We start from the raw sequence: 20,530 nt of genomic DNA on the forward strand, positions 1-20,530 counted from the left end.
TCTACGCTATTTTTATATTTTCAAAACTGTGAAATCCGTTGAGAAAGTCTTTCACATTCATTCTTTTTTTGCCTTCCAACTGAACTTCTGTTGGAGAATAAAAACCATCTTTGGTGTAAATTCTAAATAAATTTTTAGAAATCTCTAACGTTCCAGCTTCATGACTATGAGTAGAAATTTCAAAATTACCTGCATAAATTTTCAAACCTTTGGTTTCTTCACCAATTTTCAAAGTCGTGAAAGCGCAAGGATAAGGAGACATTCCTCTAATAAAATCATGAATTTTCTGTGTTTCTAAATTCCAATTAATTCTGGTATCTTCTTTAAAAATTTTAAAAGCATTTTTGGGTTCAGCAACTTGCGGCTGAGGTTTTTCAACAATAGAATTTTCTGCTAAGCCATCTAACGTTTTCACCACCAATTTCGCGCCCATTTCCATCAATCTATCGTGCAAATTTCCAGCATTTTCGTCTGGCGAAATAGGCAATTCTTCTTGCAAAAGAATATTTCCTTCGTCTATTTTTTCATTGATAAAGAACGTTGTAGCACCTGTTTTTTCTTCTCCGTTAATAATGGCAAAATTAATTGGCGCTGCACCTCTATAATCTGGCAACAAACTAGCATGAAGATTGAAAGTACCAATTTTTGGCATTTCAAATAAGATTTTCGGCATCATTCTGAAAGCTACCACCACAAAAACATCAGCATTCAAACTTCTAATTTGCTCTAAAAACTCAGGATTTCTCAATTTTTCTGGTTGAAAAACTGTCAAATTATTTTCTACCGCATATTTTTTAACGGGAGATTCGGTCAATTTTTGTCCACGTCCCGAAGGTTTATCGGCAACTGTTACTACACCTACCACTTCGTGATTGGAATTGTGAATTGCAGCTAAACTTTCTTTCGCAAAATCTGGTGTCCCGAAGAAAACCACTTTCAATTTTTTCATTTATTGTATCGCTCCTACGGAGCTTTTTTTTAAATTTAAGTACTTATTTTTTACAAACCAAAACTATTTAATCATATAGGTTCTAAAATCCAACATTCTAATTTTCCCTAATTCTAACAAAAATATCAGATGCTCTTGCAATCTTTCTTTTTGAGGATAATGCAACATAATTGCCAGCTCATCTAACGTGGCAGCTCTTTTCTTTAGCGCTTCTAAGATTTGTTTTTCGATACTTTGTTGGTTTTGGGTAGGATTTTTTTCTTTGCAAACATAACAATTTCCACAATTTTTGGCATTCTTTTCTCCAAAATAAGTGAGTATAAGTTTCATTTTGCAGAACTCTTTATTTCGAGTATAAAACTTCATTTCCTCCCACTTTTGGAGCTTATTTTTCTGAATTTGCTCGAAAAGATTCCACCATTTACCAGAGAAAGTTCTGTCTTCTCTAGGCTTTAGAAACCTAATGATATCTAAACTTCCATCCAAATAATCTACAAAACCTTTATTGTGAATTTCTCTAAGTCTTTCTTTCAAAAATTTATTTTCAACGCCAATTTTTTTGCAAAGATTAGCTTCACTAAATTGTGCTTTGTGAGTAGATAAACCATCAATACTTCTCAGTAGAAGTTCTACAAAAAAACTATCTTTTTTAGGCAAATTTTCCAAATCATAGACTTCAAATTTAAGTTCTAGCGTAGATAGACTTTTAACAGTATTGAGATAAATTAACTCTTGATTGTGAAGAAAATTTAAAATATTGATAATTTTTGCTTTAGAAATTTTGGTAAATTCTTGAATTTTAGAAATATTAACTTCAAAAATCTGCTCTGGCAATTCGTTTTCTGCAATCATAAATTTAGAATACAGATAAGAAATTGTTTTCAAAAATTCTGTTTTATTTGGCGTTTGATTTTGAAAAACATCATCAAGATTTTTCAGCTCTTGTTCGTTCCAAAGTAAGAAAGCATAGCTTTTTTCTCCGTCTCTACCTGCCCTTCCTATTTCTTGATAATAATTTTCCAAAGAAGCAGGTGGCGAAAAATGGATAACAAACCTTACATTTTCCTTGTCGATTCCCATTCCGAAAGCGTTGGTAGAAATAAGAACCTGATTGTTGCTTTTCAACCATTTTTCTTGTTTCTGATGTTTCTCTCTTACGGATAAACCTGCGTGGAAAAAATCTACATTTTTAAGATTTCTATTTTGTAAAAACTTAGACAATTCTTCTGCGTCTCTTCTTGTTCTGGAATAGATAATGCCCGAAGAATTACTATTTTTGAGCAACTCAAAAATATATTGATACTTATCTGAAAGTTCATCAATAAAAATTTCAATGTTTTCTCTAATGAAACTTTTTTTGAAAATTAAATATTGATTAAAACCTAATTTAACTTTAATATCTTCAATTACTTTTGGTGTAGCCGTAGCGGTAAGCGCTAAACAAGGAACATTTTTGAACTGGTTTCTAAAATTTTTTATATTCTGATAGCTAGGTCTAAAATCTTGCCCCCATTCTGAGATACAATGCGCTTCATCAACAGCAATAAAAGAAATTGCAATTTCATCTATTCTTTCTAAAAAATTTTTATTTTGAAGTCTTTCTGGGGAAACGTATAAAAGTTTTGTAAGTCCTTCTATACATCTTCCGTAGATTTCTTCCTCTTGCAATTCGTCTAATTCTGAACTGAGGTATTCTGCTTCTATTCCTTTTGATTTCAATTGTTGAACTTGGTCTTTCATTAAAGCCAACAAAGGAGAAATTACAAGACAAGTACCTTCTAAAACCAACGCCGGAAGTTGATAACAAAGAGATTTACCTCCACCAGTAGGCAAAAGTGCGATGGTATCTTTACCCGAAATTACAGCATTAATAATCTCTTCCTGAGAATCTCTAAAGGAATTGTATCCCCAAAAATTTTCTAGCGTTTGGGTGATGAGATTAGAAATATTAATAGAAGATTGCATTTTGTAAAAATAAGAATTCTGAGGCATAAATCCACATAAAAAAAGCTGCGACTAGCGCAGCTTTCTAAATATCATTAAGAAAAATTTATTTTAAATCACTTTTTGGCAGTGCGTTCCATTCTGCACCCGTTACAGATTTAACTTCTACTTTTCTATCTTGTAATCTTTCTGCATCAGAAGCAGTTTCTGAAGCTACAGCATCAGCTTCGCCAACGCCTTTAGATTTTAATTGATAAGAGCTAACTCCTCTTTTTTCTAATTCTTTTACTACTTCGGCAGCTCTTTGTTGAGACAACTTAAGATTGTATGCATCATTTCCTTTTTTATCAGTGTGACCAACTAAAAGGAAAGTCCCTCCATTAGAAGATTTAATAAGATTAGCAGCAAGGTCTAATTTAGAGCTAGACTCTGTTCTAACGGTAGTTTTACCAAAATTAAATTGTAAATCTTTTAAAGCAGATTGAATATTTGCCGTAACACTAGAATTATCTGCTGTGTTTGCTACTGGAGCAGCTTCTTTAGGACAACCATCATTTTCAACAGGACCAGGAACAGTAACACATTTATCTTTCAAATCGATAACTCCGTCTAAATCTGCATCTAAAGCAACACCTGCACCATCTACTCTAGCACCAGCTGGAGTATCTAATTGTCTATCCCAATCATCACAAACGCCATCATTATCAGCATCTCCTTTTTTACATACTTCTACATCAACATTTTTGCTTTCCAAAACATCTAGTCTGTAATAAATTTCTTGTAGAGGATCGTGCCACATCAAATGAGACTCGTGTTTACCTAATTTAAGTGTAATACCTAAAGTTGCATTAATAAAATTATCAGAATATTGTTCTTCTTTAGCATTTATAGAATTAAGTTGATATACATTACCACTACCACCATCGAAGTTATCATCACCTGTAAATACATACATTACTCTACCTTCGATATCAATTCTTCTATTAACATTGAATTTAAGACCAGCTCCTGCTTGTCCGAAAAGAGACAATGTTTTTAGAAACTTAACATCTGTAATAAGATTGCTACCCAATTTATTATTAGGGTTTGCAGAATCTTCATCTTGTCTGTAAGCTTTATACCCTAAAGTACCAATCCCTGCATAACCGTGTAACGCCCATCTGTAAGGAGAATGATTATCTGATCTTCTTAATAAATTAGAGAAATTAATATCACCTATCAAAGAAAGTGCTTGATATTTTGTCTTAGCACCAAGACCAGCATCTTTATCTAGGTTTACCAATCCTTGTTTTGTTTGTCCTAATTCGTATTGAAGGTTTAATCCAAATGCGTGAGTAATCGCTTTATCTACACTTATATAAGCTGAATACCCAAAAAGATTTTTTCCATTTCCATTTTTAATGGAAGTTAAATCTGCTGATTGGATTAAAGGAACTCCAACTCCCGCAGAAATAGACCAGTCGTTAAATTTTTTCACCTTTTCAGTAAAAGGTTGGCTTTTATCACCAGAATAAAACTTGTCAGTATTTTGAGCAAAGATAGTACCTGGCAAAATAGCTGCAAATAAGGCTAAAGTTGCTAAATTTATTTTCATGATTTTGTATTTTTAAATTTTGTAATTATTTAATTAATTCGAAATAAACCCTTCTATTAGCCTCGTTTTTCCACTCAGGACATTTCGTTGCTGGTTTACATTCAGGATATTTCAAATCTTTTTCTCCTCTTCCTTCTCCAATCAACATATTAGGATCTACTCCTTTAGAAACTAAATATTTTATAACAGCTTGTGCTCTTCTATTAGAAAGTTCTAAGTTATAAGAATCAGAAGCTCTTGTATCTGTAGCCGCAATTACTAAGTATCTTGCATTTTTGTTAGATTTAGAAAGTATTTTGGCTGCAATATCAAGTTTTTCAATAGATTTCTGAGTAAGTGTAGCTTTGTCTAAATCGAATACAATTCCTTCAAAGAATTTCTTAGTATTTTCATCAACAATAACAAGAGTACTCTCATCGATATAAGGACAACCGTAGTTTTCTACCAAACCAGGTACAGTTACACACTTATCTGTAAGGTCTATTACTCCGTCAAAATCCATATCTAAAGCTTTACCAGAACCATCTACTCTTGCTCCAATTGGTGTATTAAGTTCTCTATCCCAATCATCACAAACTCCATCATTATCTGCATCTCCTTTTTCACAAACCACCAAATCTGAAGATCTCGATGCTAATGCACTTAATTTATCAAGTGCCGCATTATTCGAATCGTACCATGCTAGGTGTTGACTATGTTTTCCTAATTTGAATGTAATTCCTAAATTAACAGTTACTAAATTATCAGACGAATTCTTCAATATTTGGTTATAGCCTGGCCATTCTTTTACATCTTCTCCTCCACCATCAAATTCATCATCACCTGTTATAATGTACATTGCTCTACCTTCTAAATCAATTCTTTTAGAAAGATTGTACTTCAGTCCTAAACCTCCCTGATAAAAGAAAGATTGAATTCCTAATTTCTGAGTAAAATCTTTATTTGCAAATTTTTCTGGGTGCTCATCTCTTCTTGAATATGAATACCCTTGAAGCCCTACTCCTGCATAACCGTGCAATGCCCACCTAAATGGAGAATTATTATCTATCCTTCTAAAAAGGTTAGAAAAATTAAAATCTCCCAATAAAGATATTTGGTCATACTTTGTAGTAGCAGTAGCTAATCCATGTACTAATGGAGAAGCGCCCCATACATTATCTCCTAATCGACCAGTTTGTTTAGTCTCTCCTTTCTGGTATTGTAAGAGGAAGCCAAACTTATCCGAAAGTTGTTTTCCTAATTCTACATAAGCATTCCATCCGAAATGTTTTCCATCATTATTAAATGATGTTAAATCTGAATGATGCAAAAATGCAGTACCTCCACCTAAAGAAATTGACCAGTCATTAAATCTTCTAGCATTATTGTCAAATTTTTCTACTTTGGCAGAACCAGAAGTAAAGGTATTTGCACTGCTAGATCCTTTGTTATCTTGAGCGTAGAATAAGCCCGGTAAAGATAACATTAGAGTGAATAAACCTAATTTCATACTTGTGTTTTATATGTGTGTTTTTATAATTCTTGCAATAGGATTCTAGAAAAATCTCTTTCAAACAAATGTTTTCTATGAGGAATTTCTAAAACTGAAGATTGAAGATTAATCTCTCCAAACTTTACAATATCTATATCTATTATCCTATCTTCATATCCTCCTTTTACAGAAGAATCTTCTAACCGCCCCATCTCTTTTTCTATGTTTTTTATTTCTTTTAACAACGAAAAAGGCGAAATTGTGGTATATAAGCTTAATGCAATATTACGAAAAATATTATTGCTAACAAATTCTACCGGTTTAGTTTCTAATATTTTAGAAAATTTATCAATTTTTCCGATGCGTTTTTCTATTTTTGCAATCGCGTTTTCAATATTTTCTAGAGTATTTCCAATATTACTCCCGAGTAACAAAACCACATAATATGACGACATATTATAAAAATTTAATTTTTTAATTTATTATGAAAGACTTTTTTAAAAATGTTTTTGCAAATATAGTTGCCATTCTTATTATATTAATGGTAATATTTGGCTTTTTTATGCTAATGATTTTTGCTAGTGCAATGAGCGAAGACCAAAAACCTTCTATTGAAAACAATTCTGTTCTTGTTCTCAATTTTAAAAACCCAATTTTAGACTCATACACAGAAGCTGAAACCAGTATTTTTGATTTCGGGAGCAAAAAAAACACACTGCTTATAGACGTTTTAGACGCCATCAACAAAGCTAAAACCGATGACAACATAAAAGGAATAAGTATTGAAACTGATGAAATTCAAGCAGGAATTACTCAAATTGACGACATAAGAGCAGCATTGGAAGATTTCAAAAAAAGTGGAAAATTTGTTTATGCTTATGGCAATAATATGTCTCAAAAATCATATTATCTTGCGTCTGTTGCAGACAAACTCTTTTTAAACCCAGTTGGAATGGTAGAATTGAAAGGAATGTCTACAGAAGTAACCTTTTTCAAAGATTTTGCCGAAAAATACGGAATTGGCGTTGATATTATTAGACACGGAAAATTCAAAGCTGCCGTAGAACCTTTTATGAGAAACGAAATTTCTCCTGAAAACAAAGAACAACTTTCAACATTACTAAATGACATTTGGGGAAATATTTCCACAAAAATTAAAGCGTCAAGAAAAATAGACGATGCAAGCTACAAAACTGCTGTTGATAGTTTGTATGGTTTTATCCCAGAAATGGCTTTGAAAAATAATTTGGCTGATAAATTAGTTCAAAAATCCGAATACGAAAATATTCTTAAAAGCAATCTAAAAATAAAAGCTAGTAAAGATTTAAAAGAAGTTTCTATTGGAAAATACGTCAACACACTTGAAAGCAATAGTGATAGCGATAATGAAGTAGCCGTATTGTACGCTTCTGGAGAAATTTTCAATGGAGACGATTACAGCGATATTCATTCTGAAAAATACGTAAAATATATTAAAGATTTAGCAGATGATGACAATGTAAAAGCTGTGGTTTTAAGAGTAAACTCACCTGGAGGAAGCGGAAACGCGTCAGACGAAATTCTTTTCGAGCTTCAACAATTGAAAAATAAAAAACCGCTAATTGTTTCTTTTGGAGATTACGCTGCTTCTGGAGGTTATTACATTTCTATGGCAGCAGATAAAATCTATTCTGAGCCAAACACACTTACAGGTTCTATTGGCGTTTTCGGGATGATTACTAATTTTAAAGACTTAGCAAACCGAAACGGGATAAGAAGTGATATTGTTGCTACCAATGCAAATTCTCAAATTTATTCACCTCTTTCAGGCGCAGCACCAGGAACCATCCCAATCCTTACAAAAAGCATAGAAAGCACTTATAAAAGATTTGTATACTTTGTAACTCAAAACAGAAAAAAAACATTTGAACAAATTGATGCTATTGGCGGAGGTAGAGTCTGGAGCGGAACAAGAGCTAAAGAAATTGGCTTAGTAGATGAATTAGGAACCATTCAGCAAGCGATAACATTTGCAGCATCTAAGGCTAAACTTAAAGATTACAACATCCAAAGTTACCCAGCAAAAGTGAGCAAGTTTGAAGAATTTTTCAAAAATGCAGATGAAGACGAAATTGCAGCAAGAGTAATTTCTAAAAAGATTGGGAAAGAAAACTATTCGTTATTCGAAAGAGTGAGCAATCCTAAATTCAATAATGGTGTACAAATGTCTCTTCCTTATAAAATCACCATAAAATAGCAATTCATTCAACTTTTATAATAAAAAGAAAGACCGTTTCAAAATGTTTGAAACGGTCTTTTTATCTAAATATATTTTATATTTAACCTCTTTTTTTGAAAAAAGAATCTACAAATTCTTCTCCATTAAAAAGTTGTAAGTCTTCCATCTTTTCGCCAACTCCAATATATTTTACAGGAATTTGAAATTGGTCTGAAATACCAATCACTACACCACCTTTTGCTGTACCATCTAATTTAGTTACCGCTAAAGCAGAAACTTCGGTAGCCGCAGTAAATTGTTTAGCTTGTTCGAAAGCATTTTGACCAGTAGAACCATCCAAAACCAACAAAACTTCGTGTGGAGCTTCTGGCAAAACCTTTTGCATCACTCTTTTTATTTTAGAAAGCTCATTCATTAAATTTATTTTATTGTGCAATCTCCCTGCCGTATCTATAATTACCACATCAGCATTTTGCGCCACCGCACTTTGCACGGTATCAAAAGCTACAGAAGCAGGGTCACTTCCCATATTTTGCTTTACAATTGGCACGCCTACTCTTTCGCTCCAAATCACCAATTGATCTACTGCTGCTGCTCTAAAAGTATCTGCAGCACCCAAAACTACATTCAAACCTTGAGATTTGAATTGATGCGCTAATTTACCAATAGTTGTAGTTTTACCAACTCCATTTACACCAACTACCATTATTACATAAGGTTTCTTGGTTTCATCAATATTTTTAGATTGAGAATGAGGATTTTCGAGCAATAAACCAGAGATTTCTTCACGAAGAATTTTATCCAATTCTGCGGTATTTACATATTTATCTCGTTCTACTCTTGCTTCAATTCTTTCGATAATTTTAACGGTAGTATTAACGCCCACATCAGAAGCGATTAAAATATCTTCCAATTCGTCTAAAACCTCATCATCTACTTTAGATTTACCTACTACAGCTCTGGAAATTTTATCAAAAAAACCTTGACTAGATTTTTCCAGACCTTTGTCTAAAGATTCTTTTTCTTCTTTTTTAAATATATTTTTAAACCAACTCATCTTATGATTTGAGATTTGAGATTCGAAATTTAAGATTTGATATTTGACACATCAAAAATAAAATCTATAAATTGTTACATTTTTAATTTGCACAAAGATAACAAAAAAACTACTCAAAATATATTGAGTAGTTTTTATATGTTTACGCGTGTAGAGTAATTATTTTTTTAAAAAACCATCTACTTCATCAGCGTTCATTACTTTTTCTTCAAAAACGTAAGCACCTGTTTTAGGAGACTTCACCATTTTGATTACTTTGGTCATTTTTTTAGATCCTGCTCCACCTTGTAGCGTTGCAACAACTTTCTTTGCCATCTTTTAACGTTTTATAAGATTACTTAATTTCTTTGTGAACAGTATATTTCTTAAGAACCGGATTGTATTTTTTAAGTTCTAATCTTTCCGTAGTGTTCTTTTTATTTTTAGTGGTGATGTATCTAGACATACCAGCCATACCAGTTTCTTTGTGCTCTGTGCACTCAAGAATTACTTGAACTCTATTTCCTTTCTTAGCCATTTCTTACTTATTTTAAAAATCCGTTTCTTGTTGCTCTTTCAATTGCTTCTTCGATACCAATTTTATTGATAACTCTCAAACCATGAGCAGAAACTCTTAGTGTTACGCTTTTTTCTTGCTCAGGAAGATAAAATGTCTTCTCTAATAAATTAATTTCAAAACGTCTTTTCGTTTTGTTATTTGCGTGAGAAACATTGTTTCCTACCATTGCACGCTTACCTGTTATTTGGCAAATTCTTGACATATCTCGATGTTCTTTTTACTACTATGTACTTATTTTGAGTGTGCAAAATTATGGATATTTTTTTTAACACACAAATTTTCAGAGAAATTAATTTCTATTTTTTTGAAATTATTTTCCACAAAGACTATTTACTTTATTTTTTAGAAGTTATCCTTTTTCCAAAATGATAAACCATTAAAAATCCGAGTGCAAATATAGCAATTCTAGAAATTAAATCACCAATTTTTGTGTAACTAGAATTTTCTTCTAATAAATCAGCCTTCACCACCAAAGCTGTTTGGTCTCCATAAATGGTATCTTCTAAAATATCTCCTCTCGCATTAATATGCGCAGAAATCCCACTATTAGCTGCTCTCACTATTTCTCTTCGGGTTTCTATGGCTCTCAATCTTGCATAAGACAACAATTGTCTATGCCCTTCAGAATTATCCCACCAAGAATCGTTGGTCATAATTGCTAAAAGATTTGCTCCGTTTCTAACGTAATCTGTCACAAATTCTCCATAGATACTTTCATAGCAGATGATAGGAGCTACTTTTGCTTTATTAAAATTATTGGTAAAAACTTTTCTTTCTTTATCAATTCCTAAAGAAGAAGTAGCACCGCCAAAATCTAACATTGCATCTCCCAAAATAGGTTTCAAAAATCTGATATAAGGAAAAATTTCAACTCCTGGAACTAATTTCCCTTTGTGATAAACATCTACATTTTGATTCGGAATAATCTGAAGTGCCGAATTGTAAGAATTAGCCCAAACCCCATCTTGAAGTTTTACCGAATAATTTTCTGTTTCGCTTTCATTAAATAAAAATTTATGAGTTGAAGCACCTGTTAACAAAATAGATTTAGGATGCTTTGCCAAAAATTCTTTAGCTATATTTATAGAAATACTTTTGTTAAATCCGTTTTCGCTAAGGCTTCCTCTTCCTGGGAAAGCAGTTTCGGGAGCGATAAAGAAATCTACTTTTCCTTTAGAATTATGTTCTGCCAAAGTAAGAAGTTCGTCTAAAATTTGAAGAGAATCTTTAGAATATTTCTCGTTGTACGGGTCTAATTCAGGCTGTAACAAAACCACATTTACGTTTCCTATTGGTTTTTCTTGAAAACTATTATATTTATAAATAGAAATAAAAATCGGAATAAAAATAAGCGCAAAAATAATTGCTACATTTTTTATTAAATCTTTTCTAATTCTACCTGCTTCCCATACTCTAATCGCATAAAATGTAAAAACATTAATCAATAAAATCCAGAAACTACCACCAGTTGCTCCAATAGTGTCGTACCATTGTATTATTTTAGGATATTCGGAGAAAGCATTTCCTAAATTTAACCAAGGCCAAGTAAATTCCCAACCCAAATGAAATTTTTCAAAACTCAACCAAATTGCAACAAAAAATACCAATCCGAAATACGTTCCTCTTACTTTTTTGTACCAATGATACAATTGAAAAGCAGTACTCATCAATAATGAATTAACAACTACCGGAAAAACAACCGCAAAAATAGCATTGCTACCATCCGGATTTTTAGCATAATACAGCCAACCTGTAGTTACTATGTTCCAAATAAAAAAGGCGAAATAACTCAATCCGAAAACAGCCCAACCCTTTTTTTTAATATTCGAAAATTTCGAAATATTTTGTTCCATTAATAAAAGCGGAACAAACGCAAAAAAAACAAAAAATGGAACGCCGTAAGTAGGCCAAGAAACACTAAAAAGCAACGCAGAAATAGCTGCGAGAAAAATATTTTTTATCATAAATTTTCATCAGTAAAAACGCAAATTTAAGATTTTGAAAATTAATATTGGTTTTGAAAACATTAAATTACTGTTTTATCAATTTAAACCTTTTGTTTTTGCAATCTTTGCCACCAAATCACAATTCCTGTAACGGGAAGCGAACAACCGATTAGACAAACTATAAAATACAAAATAATACTTGGTAAACCCATTATTTCGCCTGTGTGTAGCGGTTTTACCAAAGCTGTAATCTGTTCATTCAATGGTTTATCCAAAAATAAATCTTTGGTTTTCAGTTCTCCATTTTTATCAAAAGTAACCTCATCGGGAAGCATCATTCCTAAAAAATGAGTGGTATTAATTTTTGAAACTACAAATCTGGGATTTTCTTTATTTGGCAATTCTATTGTTGTAACAGCTTTGTAAAACAACACATCGTCTGCTTTTTTAAGAATTTCGTCGAGAGAAATTTTCACTTTTTGTTCTTCTTTCTTTTCATTTTGTTTCTGAATCATATCCAAAAGCAAACCTGCAAAAGCATCGTCTGACTCTTTATTTTCAGCATTTATAGAAGAAATAGATTCTCCGCCAAGAGAAACAATCAAGATGTTTTTAACCCAAGGATAAGTTACATACAAACCTGTAATTGCAATGAAAAACAACAATAAAAATGTGTAAAACCCGAGTGTATTGTGCAAATCGTAGTTCAAACGTTGAAAACGAGCATTCCATTTCACGGTAAGACTTTGCTTAAGATTTCTAATTCTTTTGGGCAACCAAAGCACAAAACCTGAAAAAAGCAGAAAAACAAACATCAAAACTCCAGCTCCTAAAATCTGCCGACCAACATTCCCCATCAATAAATTCTTATGAAGGTCTAAAACCGTTTCAAAAAAAACATTTAAAGAAGTATCTACAGCTCCCAATTCTTCACCTGTGTATTGATTAAAAAATGTGGTTTGTGCCACTCCATTTTCCTCATAAGAAACGCTAACACTTCTGCCCTCGTCATTAGAAATCGTAAGTGCCGTTATTTTTTTATGATTTTTTAAAAATTGATTCTGAACATCGTCTGCCGAAAACTTTTTTGCATTAGAAACCTTCTCTACAAATACTTTATCACGATTATAAATTTCTGTAATTTGATTTTTAAAAGCATAAAGACATCCCGTAAAACAAACCACAAAAACGACGATAGAAGACAAAATACCCAACCAAAAATGCGAAATCCACATTAGATATTTAAAAAAAGTTTCATTTTTTCTTCTCTTACGAAAGATGCTTTTTAATAGTTTTTTTTTCATAGTTAAAAGAAAACCATTAAAGCCTTAAAAAAGCTTTAATGGTAAAGAAAATTAATGAGTGATAAAAAATTTATTTTCTAGCTTTAAACTGTTCGCCTTTCACTATTTCTTCGAATTTAGCAAAATGTTCTGGCGTTAAAGCAATTTTTATAGCTGCTTTTCTTTGAGCATCATACTTATTCCAATATTCTTTTGCTACATCATTATTACCGTGGTAAATATCGTGAGCATCGTTAAAAGCTTTTTCGAAAGCATCATTAGCTGCATTTACTACAGCAAATTCTTCGTTAGAAAGCTGAGCTTCAGATTTTATTTTTTCTAGAAGTTTATTGTCATATCTTGGTCTTTTTCTAGAATTTTCATCTACAAATTTGTTGAATTTTTCTAATTCTTCCGCAGAAAGCACTTTTGCCATTTCTATCGCTTGTTTCTCCCGAAGTTCTTCTCCTTTTATACCAAGAGCTACTCTATCCATTTTTCCACCTTGCGCTTTAGCAGCTTCAAAGTTTTGTTCTTGCAGCTTTTTGTATTTTGCTGTAATCTCGTCGAACTGTTTTTCTTTAGTTGCATCTAATTTCAGCTCTTTTTTTAGTTCAGAAAAGTCTATTCCTCTTCCTTTTTTGTCACCAGAGCAAGAAGCTAAAGAAATAGCTAAAAATGACAAAACAAATAATTTGATTAATGATTTCATAATTTATTAAAATTTATAATTTACTTGTACTGCGAAGTTTCTCGGTTGAATTTGGTCTATATATCCACCTCTAAAATAAGAGCTGTAACCTACCTCGTCAAAAATATTATTAAAGAAAACTCTTAAACCAAGTCCTTTTTTGAATTGATAACCAACCTGCGCATCAACTGTGGTATAATCTGGCATCAAGAAAGGCTTTTCACCAGGTTGAGTACCATTAACGTGACCTCCAGTTGCATTAGTATAAGTTTGCTTATAATCATCAACAGGTCTTGTCCCCACATAATAAATACCAGCGCCCACATCTAATCCATTAAGAAACCCTTGATTAAATTTGTAATTCAACCAACCATTTGCTGTGTTTTTAGGAGTATTAATTGGCGCTGAACCATTAACAAATGCTGGACTATCTTGATACTGAGCATCTACATACGCCCAACCTGTCATCACTTGTAAGTTTGGCAAAATTCTACCTATCAATTCTACTTCAATTCCTTTTCTTTTCAATTCTCCTGCTAAAGCATAAGGGTTGCCTTGTAGAGGATTTCCATTACTATCTAAAAGTTGATACGAAAGATTATCTATATTAATATCAAACAATGTTACATTGAATCTTAATTTTTGATCTAGCCAATCCGATTTAATCCCTGCTTCCCATTGTTTTGTAGTAGATGCGCCTACGTTTTCTCCGTTTAACAAAACATTATTTGCAGATCTAAGACTGGTTGTACTTGTGTATGAACCAAATACATTAACATTTTCTAATGGAGAGATCATCAATCCGAAAGAAGGATTCCATGCGTAATTGGGGTCTTTATCAGAACCATTTAATCTACTATATCTCACTCCTAAATGAGCCTTTATGTATTTATTAAAAGTTACCACATCTTGAGCCATCAAACCAATTGTTGGTGTTATAACGTTAGTAGAGTTACCCGCTACATACGTAATTTCGTAAGGAAGTGTGTTAGATATATCATCAAGAACATTAATAACGTCTATTGTATTATTATTACTTATAGTGCTTCCATCTGGTTTTTTGGCGGTATAAGCTGTGGTGGTAACGTCAGATTCTTTCCAATCAAAGCCAACCTGAAAAGTATGTTTCATGAAACCCGTCATCACGTCTGCTCCTATAAAATCAAACTGAAAAGTTTTGTTTGCATCCTCCCTGCCAGATCTAGCTATTGTTCTTCTTCTAAATTCATTAGGATTACTAGAACTTACTGGCGCAAGAGATGCTCCAATAATATCAGATTCATAAGAAGAACTCATGTATGCTGCTCTCAGTTTCAATTTATCCGTCAATTTCCTTATAACAGATGTAGAAAAATTAAAAGTTGTTGTTTCTGCATTATCTGAAGAAAAGCCTAGAAATTTACCTTTTGGCATTTCGTATAACGCTTCAGTATCTCCTTTTGCAAGATTAACAGTTCCTCGGTCTGGGGTTGTGTTATTATGCATATAATCCATCTCTACTACAATTTCAGTTTTATCGTCTGGACGAAATGCAACTGATGGATTTACATAAATTCTGTCTGTATTTACATACTTTCTAAAGCTATTATTATCTTGATAAGCTGCATTAAATCTTACTGCAACTTTACCTTTGTCATCTAAAACTCTTTGAAAATCTACAGTTGGTCTATAAAAATCCCAACTTCCGTATCTGAAACCTACATTGGTTTGATTGATAAATTTTGGAACTTTAGTTACAACATTTATTACACCACCTGCAGAACCTAAACCGTCTCCAATTCCTTGAGTAACTGCCGCAGAACCTTTTATCACTTGAATAGATTCTACACCTTGCATATCTGTAAGCATAGCTGCTGTACGAAAATCAGAATCCATCATTACTCCATTTTTAAGAACAGGAACACCTCTATAACCTCTAATAGACATACTTTCTCTTGTTCCTCCGTAACTACCAAACTGTGTAACACCTGGTATATTTTTAGCAACATCCGTTACCGTTAATCCTCCCAACTGCTCAATAACTTTAGTTGATACTACTGAAATTGATTGAATTTGATCTCTTGGCTTAAGAGGCAACCTTGTAATAACTTCTAAACCTTCTGGTTGTTTGTTTTTTTCCCCGAAGAGTTCTACCTCATCTATTTTCACTTCTCTTTTTACAGTATCTTTTTTCTTTTGAGCATTTGCAAAAACAGTTCCTAATACTACTAAAGACACCGCTATCGTTTTCTTCATAAGATTATTTTTTTGCAAATATATTATTTTTATTAATTCTAAATAAAAAATAATTAGCATGATTTTTATCATATTCTTGCGTTAAAGAACTAAAATCTTTATTTTTCATTAACCTACACTTATAAACTTTAACTTTGCAATAAATAATCAATCTAAAAAAGTGGAAATATTTCCACTTTTTTTTCGTTTATCAAACATAAAAATTAAATAGAATGAAGAACACAAGAACTACGATGAGACTTCTACACCGTTACATCGGGTATTTTATGGCAGGAATTATGGCTGTTTATGCAATTAGCGGAGTTTTACTAATTTACAGAGACACAAGTTTTTTAAAAAAAGAAAAGAAAATTGAAACTAAAATTGAAGCCAACATTCCTTTAGACAAACTAGGAAAAGAATTAAAAATTAAAGGCTTGGAAGTAAAAGAACAAAAAGGCGATTTAGTAATCTTCAAAGAAGGCAGCTATAACTCAAAAACGGGAGAAGCAAAATACACAAAAAAAGAACTTCCTTTTTTCTTGAAAAAGATGACTGACCTACACAAATCTGACTCAAAACATAAACTTTCTGTACTCAATACCATCTTCGGGATTTCATTATTTTTCTTTGTAATCTCTTCATTTTGGATGTTTAATCCTAAGTCTAGAATCTTTAGAAACGGTATGATAGTAACTGCATTAGGCGTTATTTTGGCACTATTTTTGATTTTAGTTTAATTATTGAATTATCAATATTTTTTTGATTTATTGCAATTTAGATAATTATTAGTATCTTTGCAAAATTATAAAACGACTTTATAAATAATTGATAAATTGATTATTAGACGTTATTTAACATAAAATATAATTCAATTTATCATCAATAAAGTTTTTAATAATATTAAATTTATTTTAATATAATTTAACATTTTTTCATTTGTGTTTTTGGGCGGGATAAGATATCTAATATTTTGTCTCGCCATTTTTTTATAAAAAAAATCCGGCTATAAAAACCGGATTCTATACTTTTCAATAAAAATTTATTTAATCAATTTGAGAAGCTACATCTTCCCACTCTTGCATACTTGCTGCTAATTCTGTTCTCAGATTTTCATACTTTTCTAATTCTTGAGCCGAAGGATTGGTTTTAGAAAAAATACTTTCCAGCGAAGCAATTTCAGTTTCGTAATTAGAAATTTTTTCTTCAATTTTTTTTAATTTATTTTGAAGATTTTTCTGCTCTTTGCTTACAAAATGAGACGTATTAGAAGGTTTATCTTCTACAGAAGTTTCTTTTTCTGCTTTTACCTCAACAATTTCCTGAGACAATTTAGATTTTTCTATAGAAATTTCTCTAATGCTTTCTTTTTGTCTGTATTCCAAATATTCATTAATATTTCCTAAGAATTCTTTCATGCCACCATCTCTAAATTCGAAAATTTTATCACAAAGTCCTTGCAAAAATTCTCTATCGTGAGAAATTACAATTACCGTTCCTTCAAATTTTTGAAGTGCTATTTTTATAATTTCTTTAGATTGAATATCTAAGTGATTGGTAGGTTCGTCCATAATTAACGTATTGAACGGACGAAGTAACAATTTACAAAGCGCCAAACGGTTTCTTTCTCCTCCCGAAAGAACTTTCGTCTTTTTTTGCACCGCTTCACCAGTAAAAAGGAAACTTCCGAGCAAATCTCTTACTCTTGGTCTGGTTTCTTCGGTTGCGGCATCTTCTGCTTCTTGCAAAACGGTTTTGTCTGGCGTAAGAACTTCTTCTTGATTTTGAGCAAAATAACCAATATTTACGTTATGCCCAAGATTCCATTCTCCAGAATAATCTTTAATTTCTCCTGCCAAAATCTTAGCAAGTGTGGTTTTTCCTTGTCCGTTTTGCCCAAGAAGTGCAATTCTATCGCCACGTTGAACAAAGAAATCTACATTGTCAAAAATTTGATTATTACCGTATTTTTTTCCTAATTTATTAGCTTCGAAAATTACTTTACCAGGAACAACACTTTGCACAAATCTAATATTGAATTTAGAAACATCGTCGTTTTCTACTTCAATTCTTTCTATTTTGTCTAATTTTTTAATTAAAGATTGGGCAAAAGAAGCTTTGGTAGCACTCGCACGGAACTTGTTGATGTTATCTTCCATCTGTTTAATTTCCGCATCTTGGTTTTTCTTCGCTTGAATTAGTTTTTCTTTTCTATCTTTTCTAAGTTCTAAATATTTAGAATAATTAGCTTTATAATCATCTACTTTTTTGTTATTGATATCGAAAGTTCTGTTACAAACCGCCGTCATAAACTGCTTATCGTGACTTACCAAAACAATTGCACCGTTATAATCTTTCAAAAAATTTTCGAGCCAAATAATAGATTCCATATCCAAATGGTTGGTTGGCTCATCTAAAAGCAACAAGTCGTTATTTTGAAGAAGCAATTTTGCCAATTCTATTCTCATTCTCCATCCGCCAGAAAATTCATCAGTAATTCTATTGAAATCTGCTGCTTTAAAACCTAAACCTAGCAAAACTTTTTCTACATCTCCTTCCAAATTATAGGCATCGTGATGATGAAGAATATCGTTAAGATCTGTCATTCTGTGAATTAAATCGTGGTAAGCATCAGATTCGTAATCTGTTCTGGTAGCTAATTGATGATTTACTTCTTCTAGTTCGTTTTTCCAAGCATTAATTTGCTCAAAAGCTTGTAAAGTTTCTTCCCAAACGGTTCTACCTTTTACGAAATCTAAATCTTGTTTTAAGAAACCAATGGTAATATTTCCTTCTGGCACAATGTTTCCTTCGTAGAAAGAAATTTCTGAGGAAAGCATTTTGAGAAGTGTAGATTTTCCTGCACCATTTTTACCTACCAAACCTACTTTATCGTCTCTTTTGATGGTGAAATTTACATCTCTAAAGAGATAATTGCCAGAATGGTGAAGTCCTAAACCTTGAACTGAAATCATAATATGATAGAATTTTTATAAAACTTTTTTGAAGTTGCAAAAATAAGATTTATAAAATAAAAACTGCACCTATTAAGATGCAGTTTCATTAATAATTCTCAATGAGATAAAAATAAACTTTCTTTTTACAATTCAACAGGGATTGTATATCTTACTCTGGCAGCCATTTTAGTTGTTCCTAATGTTGCAGGCGAAAAGCCGTCTTTTACTTTGTAAACCGCTATAATAGAAGCTAAATTAAGTGTTTCGTTATTACCTTCTGCTTTCACATCGTAGATTTTACCTTTTTCATCTACTAAGAAAGAAACTGTAGTATATTGTAAACCTGTTTCAGAAATATGTTGTCTGTCTAAATTGGTAATTACAGCATTTCTAAAAGCTTCGTCTCCTTCTTTATACATCGGCTTTTCCATTGTAGAAAGCATAGGAACCAATGTGTAAGGCGATACTTTTTCAGATTTTCTAATTTTATTAACCTCTGATTTTAAAACCTGAGGATTACCTTCTCCTATTTTAATTGGTTTTTCTACACTTGTTCCTTGCGAAAACATCATAGAAAATGCACCAATAGACAATACTGTAAATAATTTTTTAATTGTCGAATTTCCGTTTAATTGAAGATTTGATTTCATAATTTTGTGATTTTTCAAATTAATATTTTGTGATGTGTGTGTGTGTTTATATTTATAAATTAATCTCTTGATAAGGCGTTATAAGCATACAAAACAATAATACCTCCTAGAACAGACATTCCTAAAGAATAAAAACTAAAAACATCATTAGTAACATCTGCATCGAAAAATAAATTCCCTAAAAAACCTCCTACTACGCTTCCTACAATACCAATAACAATAGTAGCTATCCAACCTGCTTTGTCTTGTCCTGGTTTTAATAATCTGGCAATTGCCCCAGCAATTAATCCAAAAATTAACCATGCAATAATGTTAATCATAACAGTTTGTATTAAAAGTTAAACCAAATTATCTAAGAGCATCTAATTCTGTGTGAATTTCAGAGATTGTTTCATTTTTTTTATTTTGAAACTTTTCAGATACAGAATTCAATTTCTTTTTAGCTTCATCAGAAAAATTTTTCAATTTATCTTTTGCGCCAGTTGCTTGAGACTTAATTTTCGCTCTTGTGCTTTTACCTTTCTGAGGTGCAAATAAAATTCCTACTGCTGTTCCTACAGCTGCTGCACCTAAAATTCCTAAAGTTTGTTTTGTGATGGTGTTCATAATTTTATATTTTATTGTTATTTATTCTCTTCTCTTATTACTTCAAAAAGCATTATAAAAAGTGCCATTACAAAAAGAATGTGAATAAAAACTCCAAAATCAAAAACAAAAAATCCTATTGCCCATATTATTAATAAAAACCCCACCAAAAAATATATCCATTTATTCATAATTGTTAAAAAAAATTATACAGTTTTCAATGCAAAATTATCATGAGCAAGCAAATTTAGAGTTATATCATTTCTATTCATTATTATAGAATTATCACTTCTTACCGTTAATGAAACTTTTCAAAGAACTTTTTCTTTTTTACATCACAAACTTACAAACAACTAACAATCAATATTTTACATTATTTGATTAAAATTTTACAGAATTTAAATTGTTATAT

At 31.7% G+C, this 20,530-nt stretch carries 20 protein-coding genes; 2 read left to right on the forward strand and 18 right to left on the reverse strand.

The window, feature by feature from the left end:
• Position 1: 1 nt before the first annotated feature.
• From fmt to folK, 5 genes are all read right to left on the reverse strand, one after another.
• A complete protein-coding gene (gene fmt / locus QM746_RS15735; RefSeq protein ID WP_414985075.1) occupies positions 2–949 on the reverse strand; it encodes a methionyl-tRNA formyltransferase in 948 nt (315 codons plus the stop codon).
• A gap of 63 nt (positions 950–1,012) precedes the next feature.
• Positions 1,013–2,914 carry an ATP-dependent DNA helicase RecQ gene (locus tag QM746_RS15740; RefSeq protein WP_414985076.1) on the reverse strand — a complete coding sequence of 634 codons (1,902 nt, stop codon included), beginning with the start codon at positions 2,912–2,914 and terminating at the stop codon, positions 1,013–1,015.
• Positions 2,915–2,999: 85 nt separating this feature from the next.
• Positions 3,000–4,487 carry an OmpA family protein gene (locus QM746_RS15745; RefSeq protein ID WP_414985077.1) on the reverse strand — a complete coding sequence of 496 codons (1,488 nt, stop codon included), beginning with the start codon at positions 4,485–4,487 and terminating at the stop codon, positions 3,000–3,002.
• Positions 4,488–4,512: 25 nt separating this feature from the next.
• Positions 4,513–5,976 carry an OmpA family protein gene (locus tag QM746_RS15750; RefSeq protein ID WP_414985078.1) on the reverse strand — a complete coding sequence of 488 codons (1,464 nt, stop codon included), beginning with the start codon at positions 5,974–5,976 and terminating at the stop codon, positions 4,513–4,515.
• A 23-nt stretch (positions 5,977–5,999) separates the two neighbouring features.
• On the reverse strand, positions 6,000–6,413 hold the full coding sequence (gene folK / locus QM746_RS15755) for a 2-amino-4-hydroxy-6-hydroxymethyldihydropteridine diphosphokinase (protein ID WP_414985079.1): 414 nt from the start codon (positions 6,411–6,413) through the stop codon (positions 6,000–6,002).
• Positions 6,414–6,442: 29 nt separating this feature from the next.
• Here folK and sppA point away from each other — a divergent pair, with 29 nt between their 5' ends.
• Positions 6,443–8,194: a signal peptide peptidase SppA gene (sppA, locus tag QM746_RS15760; RefSeq protein WP_414985080.1), complete on the forward strand. Its 1,752-nt coding sequence runs from the start codon at positions 6,443–6,445 to the stop codon at positions 8,192–8,194.
• Between the two features lie 82 nt (positions 8,195–8,276).
• On the opposite strand, the gene ftsY is transcribed toward sppA, so the two are convergent.
• The 8 genes from ftsY to QM746_RS15800 form a co-directional block, all read right to left on the reverse strand.
• Positions 8,277–9,233, reverse strand: coding sequence for a signal recognition particle-docking protein FtsY (ftsY, locus tag QM746_RS15765; protein ID WP_414985081.1), 957 nt, complete (start codon positions 9,231–9,233; stop codon positions 8,277–8,279).
• A 159-nt stretch (positions 9,234–9,392) separates the two neighbouring features.
• The gene (locus QM746_RS15770) at positions 9,393–9,548 is read right to left on the reverse strand and encodes a DUF4295 domain-containing protein (protein WP_374361364.1); all 156 of its coding nucleotides are present in this window, start codon (positions 9,546–9,548) and stop codon (positions 9,393–9,395) included.
• Positions 9,549–9,567: 19 nt separating this feature from the next.
• A complete protein-coding gene (gene rpmG / locus QM746_RS15775) occupies positions 9,568–9,750 on the reverse strand; it encodes a 50S ribosomal protein L33 (protein WP_374361366.1) in 183 nt (60 codons plus the stop codon).
• A gap of 7 nt (positions 9,751–9,757) precedes the next feature.
• Positions 9,758–9,994 carry a 50S ribosomal protein L28 gene (gene rpmB / locus QM746_RS15780; protein WP_069797241.1) on the reverse strand — a complete coding sequence of 79 codons (237 nt, stop codon included), beginning with the start codon at positions 9,992–9,994 and terminating at the stop codon, positions 9,758–9,760.
• Positions 9,995–10,127: 133 nt separating this feature from the next.
• On the reverse strand, positions 10,128–11,753 hold the full coding sequence (gene lnt / locus QM746_RS15785) for an apolipoprotein N-acyltransferase (RefSeq protein ID WP_414985167.1): 1,626 nt from the start codon (positions 11,751–11,753) through the stop codon (positions 10,128–10,130).
• A gap of 86 nt (positions 11,754–11,839) precedes the next feature.
• Positions 11,840–13,042 carry a PepSY-associated TM helix domain-containing protein gene (locus tag QM746_RS15790; RefSeq protein ID WP_414985082.1) on the reverse strand — a complete coding sequence of 401 codons (1,203 nt, stop codon included), beginning with the start codon at positions 13,040–13,042 and terminating at the stop codon, positions 11,840–11,842.
• A 70-nt stretch (positions 13,043–13,112) separates the two neighbouring features.
• Positions 13,113–13,733, reverse strand: coding sequence for a hypothetical protein (locus tag QM746_RS15795; RefSeq protein WP_414985083.1), 621 nt, complete (start codon positions 13,731–13,733; stop codon positions 13,113–13,115).
• Positions 13,734–13,739: 6 nt separating this feature from the next.
• Positions 13,740–15,947, reverse strand: coding sequence for a TonB-dependent siderophore receptor (locus tag QM746_RS15800; protein ID WP_414985084.1), 2,208 nt, complete (start codon positions 15,945–15,947; stop codon positions 13,740–13,742).
• Between the two features lie 212 nt (positions 15,948–16,159).
• Between QM746_RS15800 and QM746_RS15805 the strand changes: the two genes are divergently transcribed.
• Positions 16,160–16,666, forward strand: coding sequence for a hypothetical protein (locus QM746_RS15805; protein ID WP_414985085.1), 507 nt, complete (start codon positions 16,160–16,162; stop codon positions 16,664–16,666).
• Between the two features lie 306 nt (positions 16,667–16,972).
• On the opposite strand, the gene QM746_RS15810 is transcribed toward QM746_RS15805, so the two are convergent.
• From QM746_RS15810 to QM746_RS15830, 5 genes are all read right to left on the reverse strand, one after another.
• On the reverse strand, positions 16,973–18,901 hold the full coding sequence (locus QM746_RS15810; RefSeq protein ID WP_414985086.1) for an ABC-F family ATP-binding cassette domain-containing protein: 1,929 nt from the start codon (positions 18,899–18,901) through the stop codon (positions 16,973–16,975).
• A 125-nt stretch (positions 18,902–19,026) separates the two neighbouring features.
• Positions 19,027–19,533, reverse strand: a complete 507-nt coding sequence (locus tag QM746_RS15815) for a hypothetical protein (protein ID WP_414985087.1) — start codon at positions 19,531–19,533, stop codon at positions 19,027–19,029.
• Between the two features lie 59 nt (positions 19,534–19,592).
• Positions 19,593–19,853: a GlsB/YeaQ/YmgE family stress response membrane protein gene (locus tag QM746_RS15820; protein WP_414985088.1), complete on the reverse strand. Its 261-nt coding sequence runs from the start codon at positions 19,851–19,853 to the stop codon at positions 19,593–19,595.
• Between the two features lie 28 nt (positions 19,854–19,881).
• A complete protein-coding gene (locus tag QM746_RS15825) occupies positions 19,882–20,139 on the reverse strand; it encodes a YtxH domain-containing protein (RefSeq protein ID WP_414985089.1) in 258 nt (85 codons plus the stop codon).
• A gap of 17 nt (positions 20,140–20,156) precedes the next feature.
• Positions 20,157–20,309, reverse strand: a complete 153-nt coding sequence (locus tag QM746_RS15830; RefSeq protein WP_414985090.1) for a lmo0937 family membrane protein — start codon at positions 20,307–20,309, stop codon at positions 20,157–20,159.
• Positions 20,310–20,530: the final 221 nt, after the last annotated feature.

It is taken from the genome of Cloacibacterium sp. (assembly GCF_047601505.1).
Classification (GTDB): domain Bacteria; phylum Bacteroidota; class Bacteroidia; order Flavobacteriales; family Weeksellaceae; genus Cloacibacterium.

What these genes read in the sequence shown, in the direction of transcription:
- fmt (WP_414985075.1), bottom strand. Translation starts at nt 949, where the DNA reads ATGAAAAAATTGAAAGTGGTTTTCTTCGGGACACCAGATTTTGCGAAA.
- QM746_RS15740 (WP_414985076.1), bottom strand. Translation starts at nt 2,914, where the DNA reads ATGCAATCTTCTATTAATATTTCTAATCTCATCACCCAAACGCTAGAA.
- QM746_RS15745 (WP_414985077.1), bottom strand. Translation starts at nt 4,487, where the DNA reads ATGAAAATAAATTTAGCAACTTTAGCCTTATTTGCAGCTATTTTGCCA.
- QM746_RS15750 (WP_414985078.1), bottom strand. Translation starts at nt 5,976, where the DNA reads ATGAAATTAGGTTTATTCACTCTAATGTTATCTTTACCGGGCTTATTC.
- folK (WP_414985079.1), bottom strand. Translation starts at nt 6,413, where the DNA reads ATGTCGTCATATTATGTGGTTTTGTTACTCGGGAGTAATATTGGAAAT.
- sppA (WP_414985080.1), top strand. Translation starts at nt 6,443, where the DNA reads ATGAAAGACTTTTTTAAAAATGTTTTTGCAAATATAGTTGCCATTCTT.
- ftsY (WP_414985081.1), bottom strand. Translation starts at nt 9,233, where the DNA reads ATGAGTTGGTTTAAAAATATATTTAAAAAAGAAGAAAAAGAATCTTTA.
- QM746_RS15770 (WP_374361364.1), bottom strand. Translation starts at nt 9,548, where the DNA reads ATGGCAAAGAAAGTTGTTGCAACGCTACAAGGTGGAGCAGGATCTAAA.
- rpmG (WP_374361366.1), bottom strand. Translation starts at nt 9,750, where the DNA reads ATGGCTAAGAAAGGAAATAGAGTTCAAGTAATTCTTGAGTGCACAGAG.
- rpmB (WP_069797241.1), bottom strand. Translation starts at nt 9,994, where the DNA reads ATGTCAAGAATTTGCCAAATAACAGGTAAGCGTGCAATGGTAGGAAAC.
- QM746_RS15790 (WP_414985082.1), bottom strand. Translation starts at nt 13,042, where the DNA reads ATGAAAAAAAAACTATTAAAAAGCATCTTTCGTAAGAGAAGAAAAAAT.
- QM746_RS15795 (WP_414985083.1), bottom strand. Translation starts at nt 13,733, where the DNA reads ATGAAATCATTAATCAAATTATTTGTTTTGTCATTTTTAGCTATTTCT.
- QM746_RS15800 (WP_414985084.1), bottom strand. Translation starts at nt 15,947, where the DNA reads ATGAAGAAAACGATAGCGGTGTCTTTAGTAGTATTAGGAACTGTTTTT.
- QM746_RS15805 (WP_414985085.1), top strand. Translation starts at nt 16,160, where the DNA reads ATGAAGAACACAAGAACTACGATGAGACTTCTACACCGTTACATCGGG.
- QM746_RS15810 (WP_414985086.1), bottom strand. Translation starts at nt 18,901, where the DNA reads ATGATTTCAGTTCAAGGTTTAGGACTTCACCATTCTGGCAATTATCTC.
- QM746_RS15815 (WP_414985087.1), bottom strand. Translation starts at nt 19,533, where the DNA reads ATGAAATCAAATCTTCAATTAAACGGAAATTCGACAATTAAAAAATTA.
- QM746_RS15820 (WP_414985088.1), bottom strand. Translation starts at nt 19,853, where the DNA reads ATGATTAACATTATTGCATGGTTAATTTTTGGATTAATTGCTGGGGCA.
- QM746_RS15825 (WP_414985089.1), bottom strand. Translation starts at nt 20,139, where the DNA reads ATGAACACCATCACAAAACAAACTTTAGGAATTTTAGGTGCAGCAGCT.
- QM746_RS15830 (WP_414985090.1), bottom strand. Translation starts at nt 20,309, where the DNA reads ATGAATAAATGGATATATTTTTTGGTGGGGTTTTTATTAATAATATGG.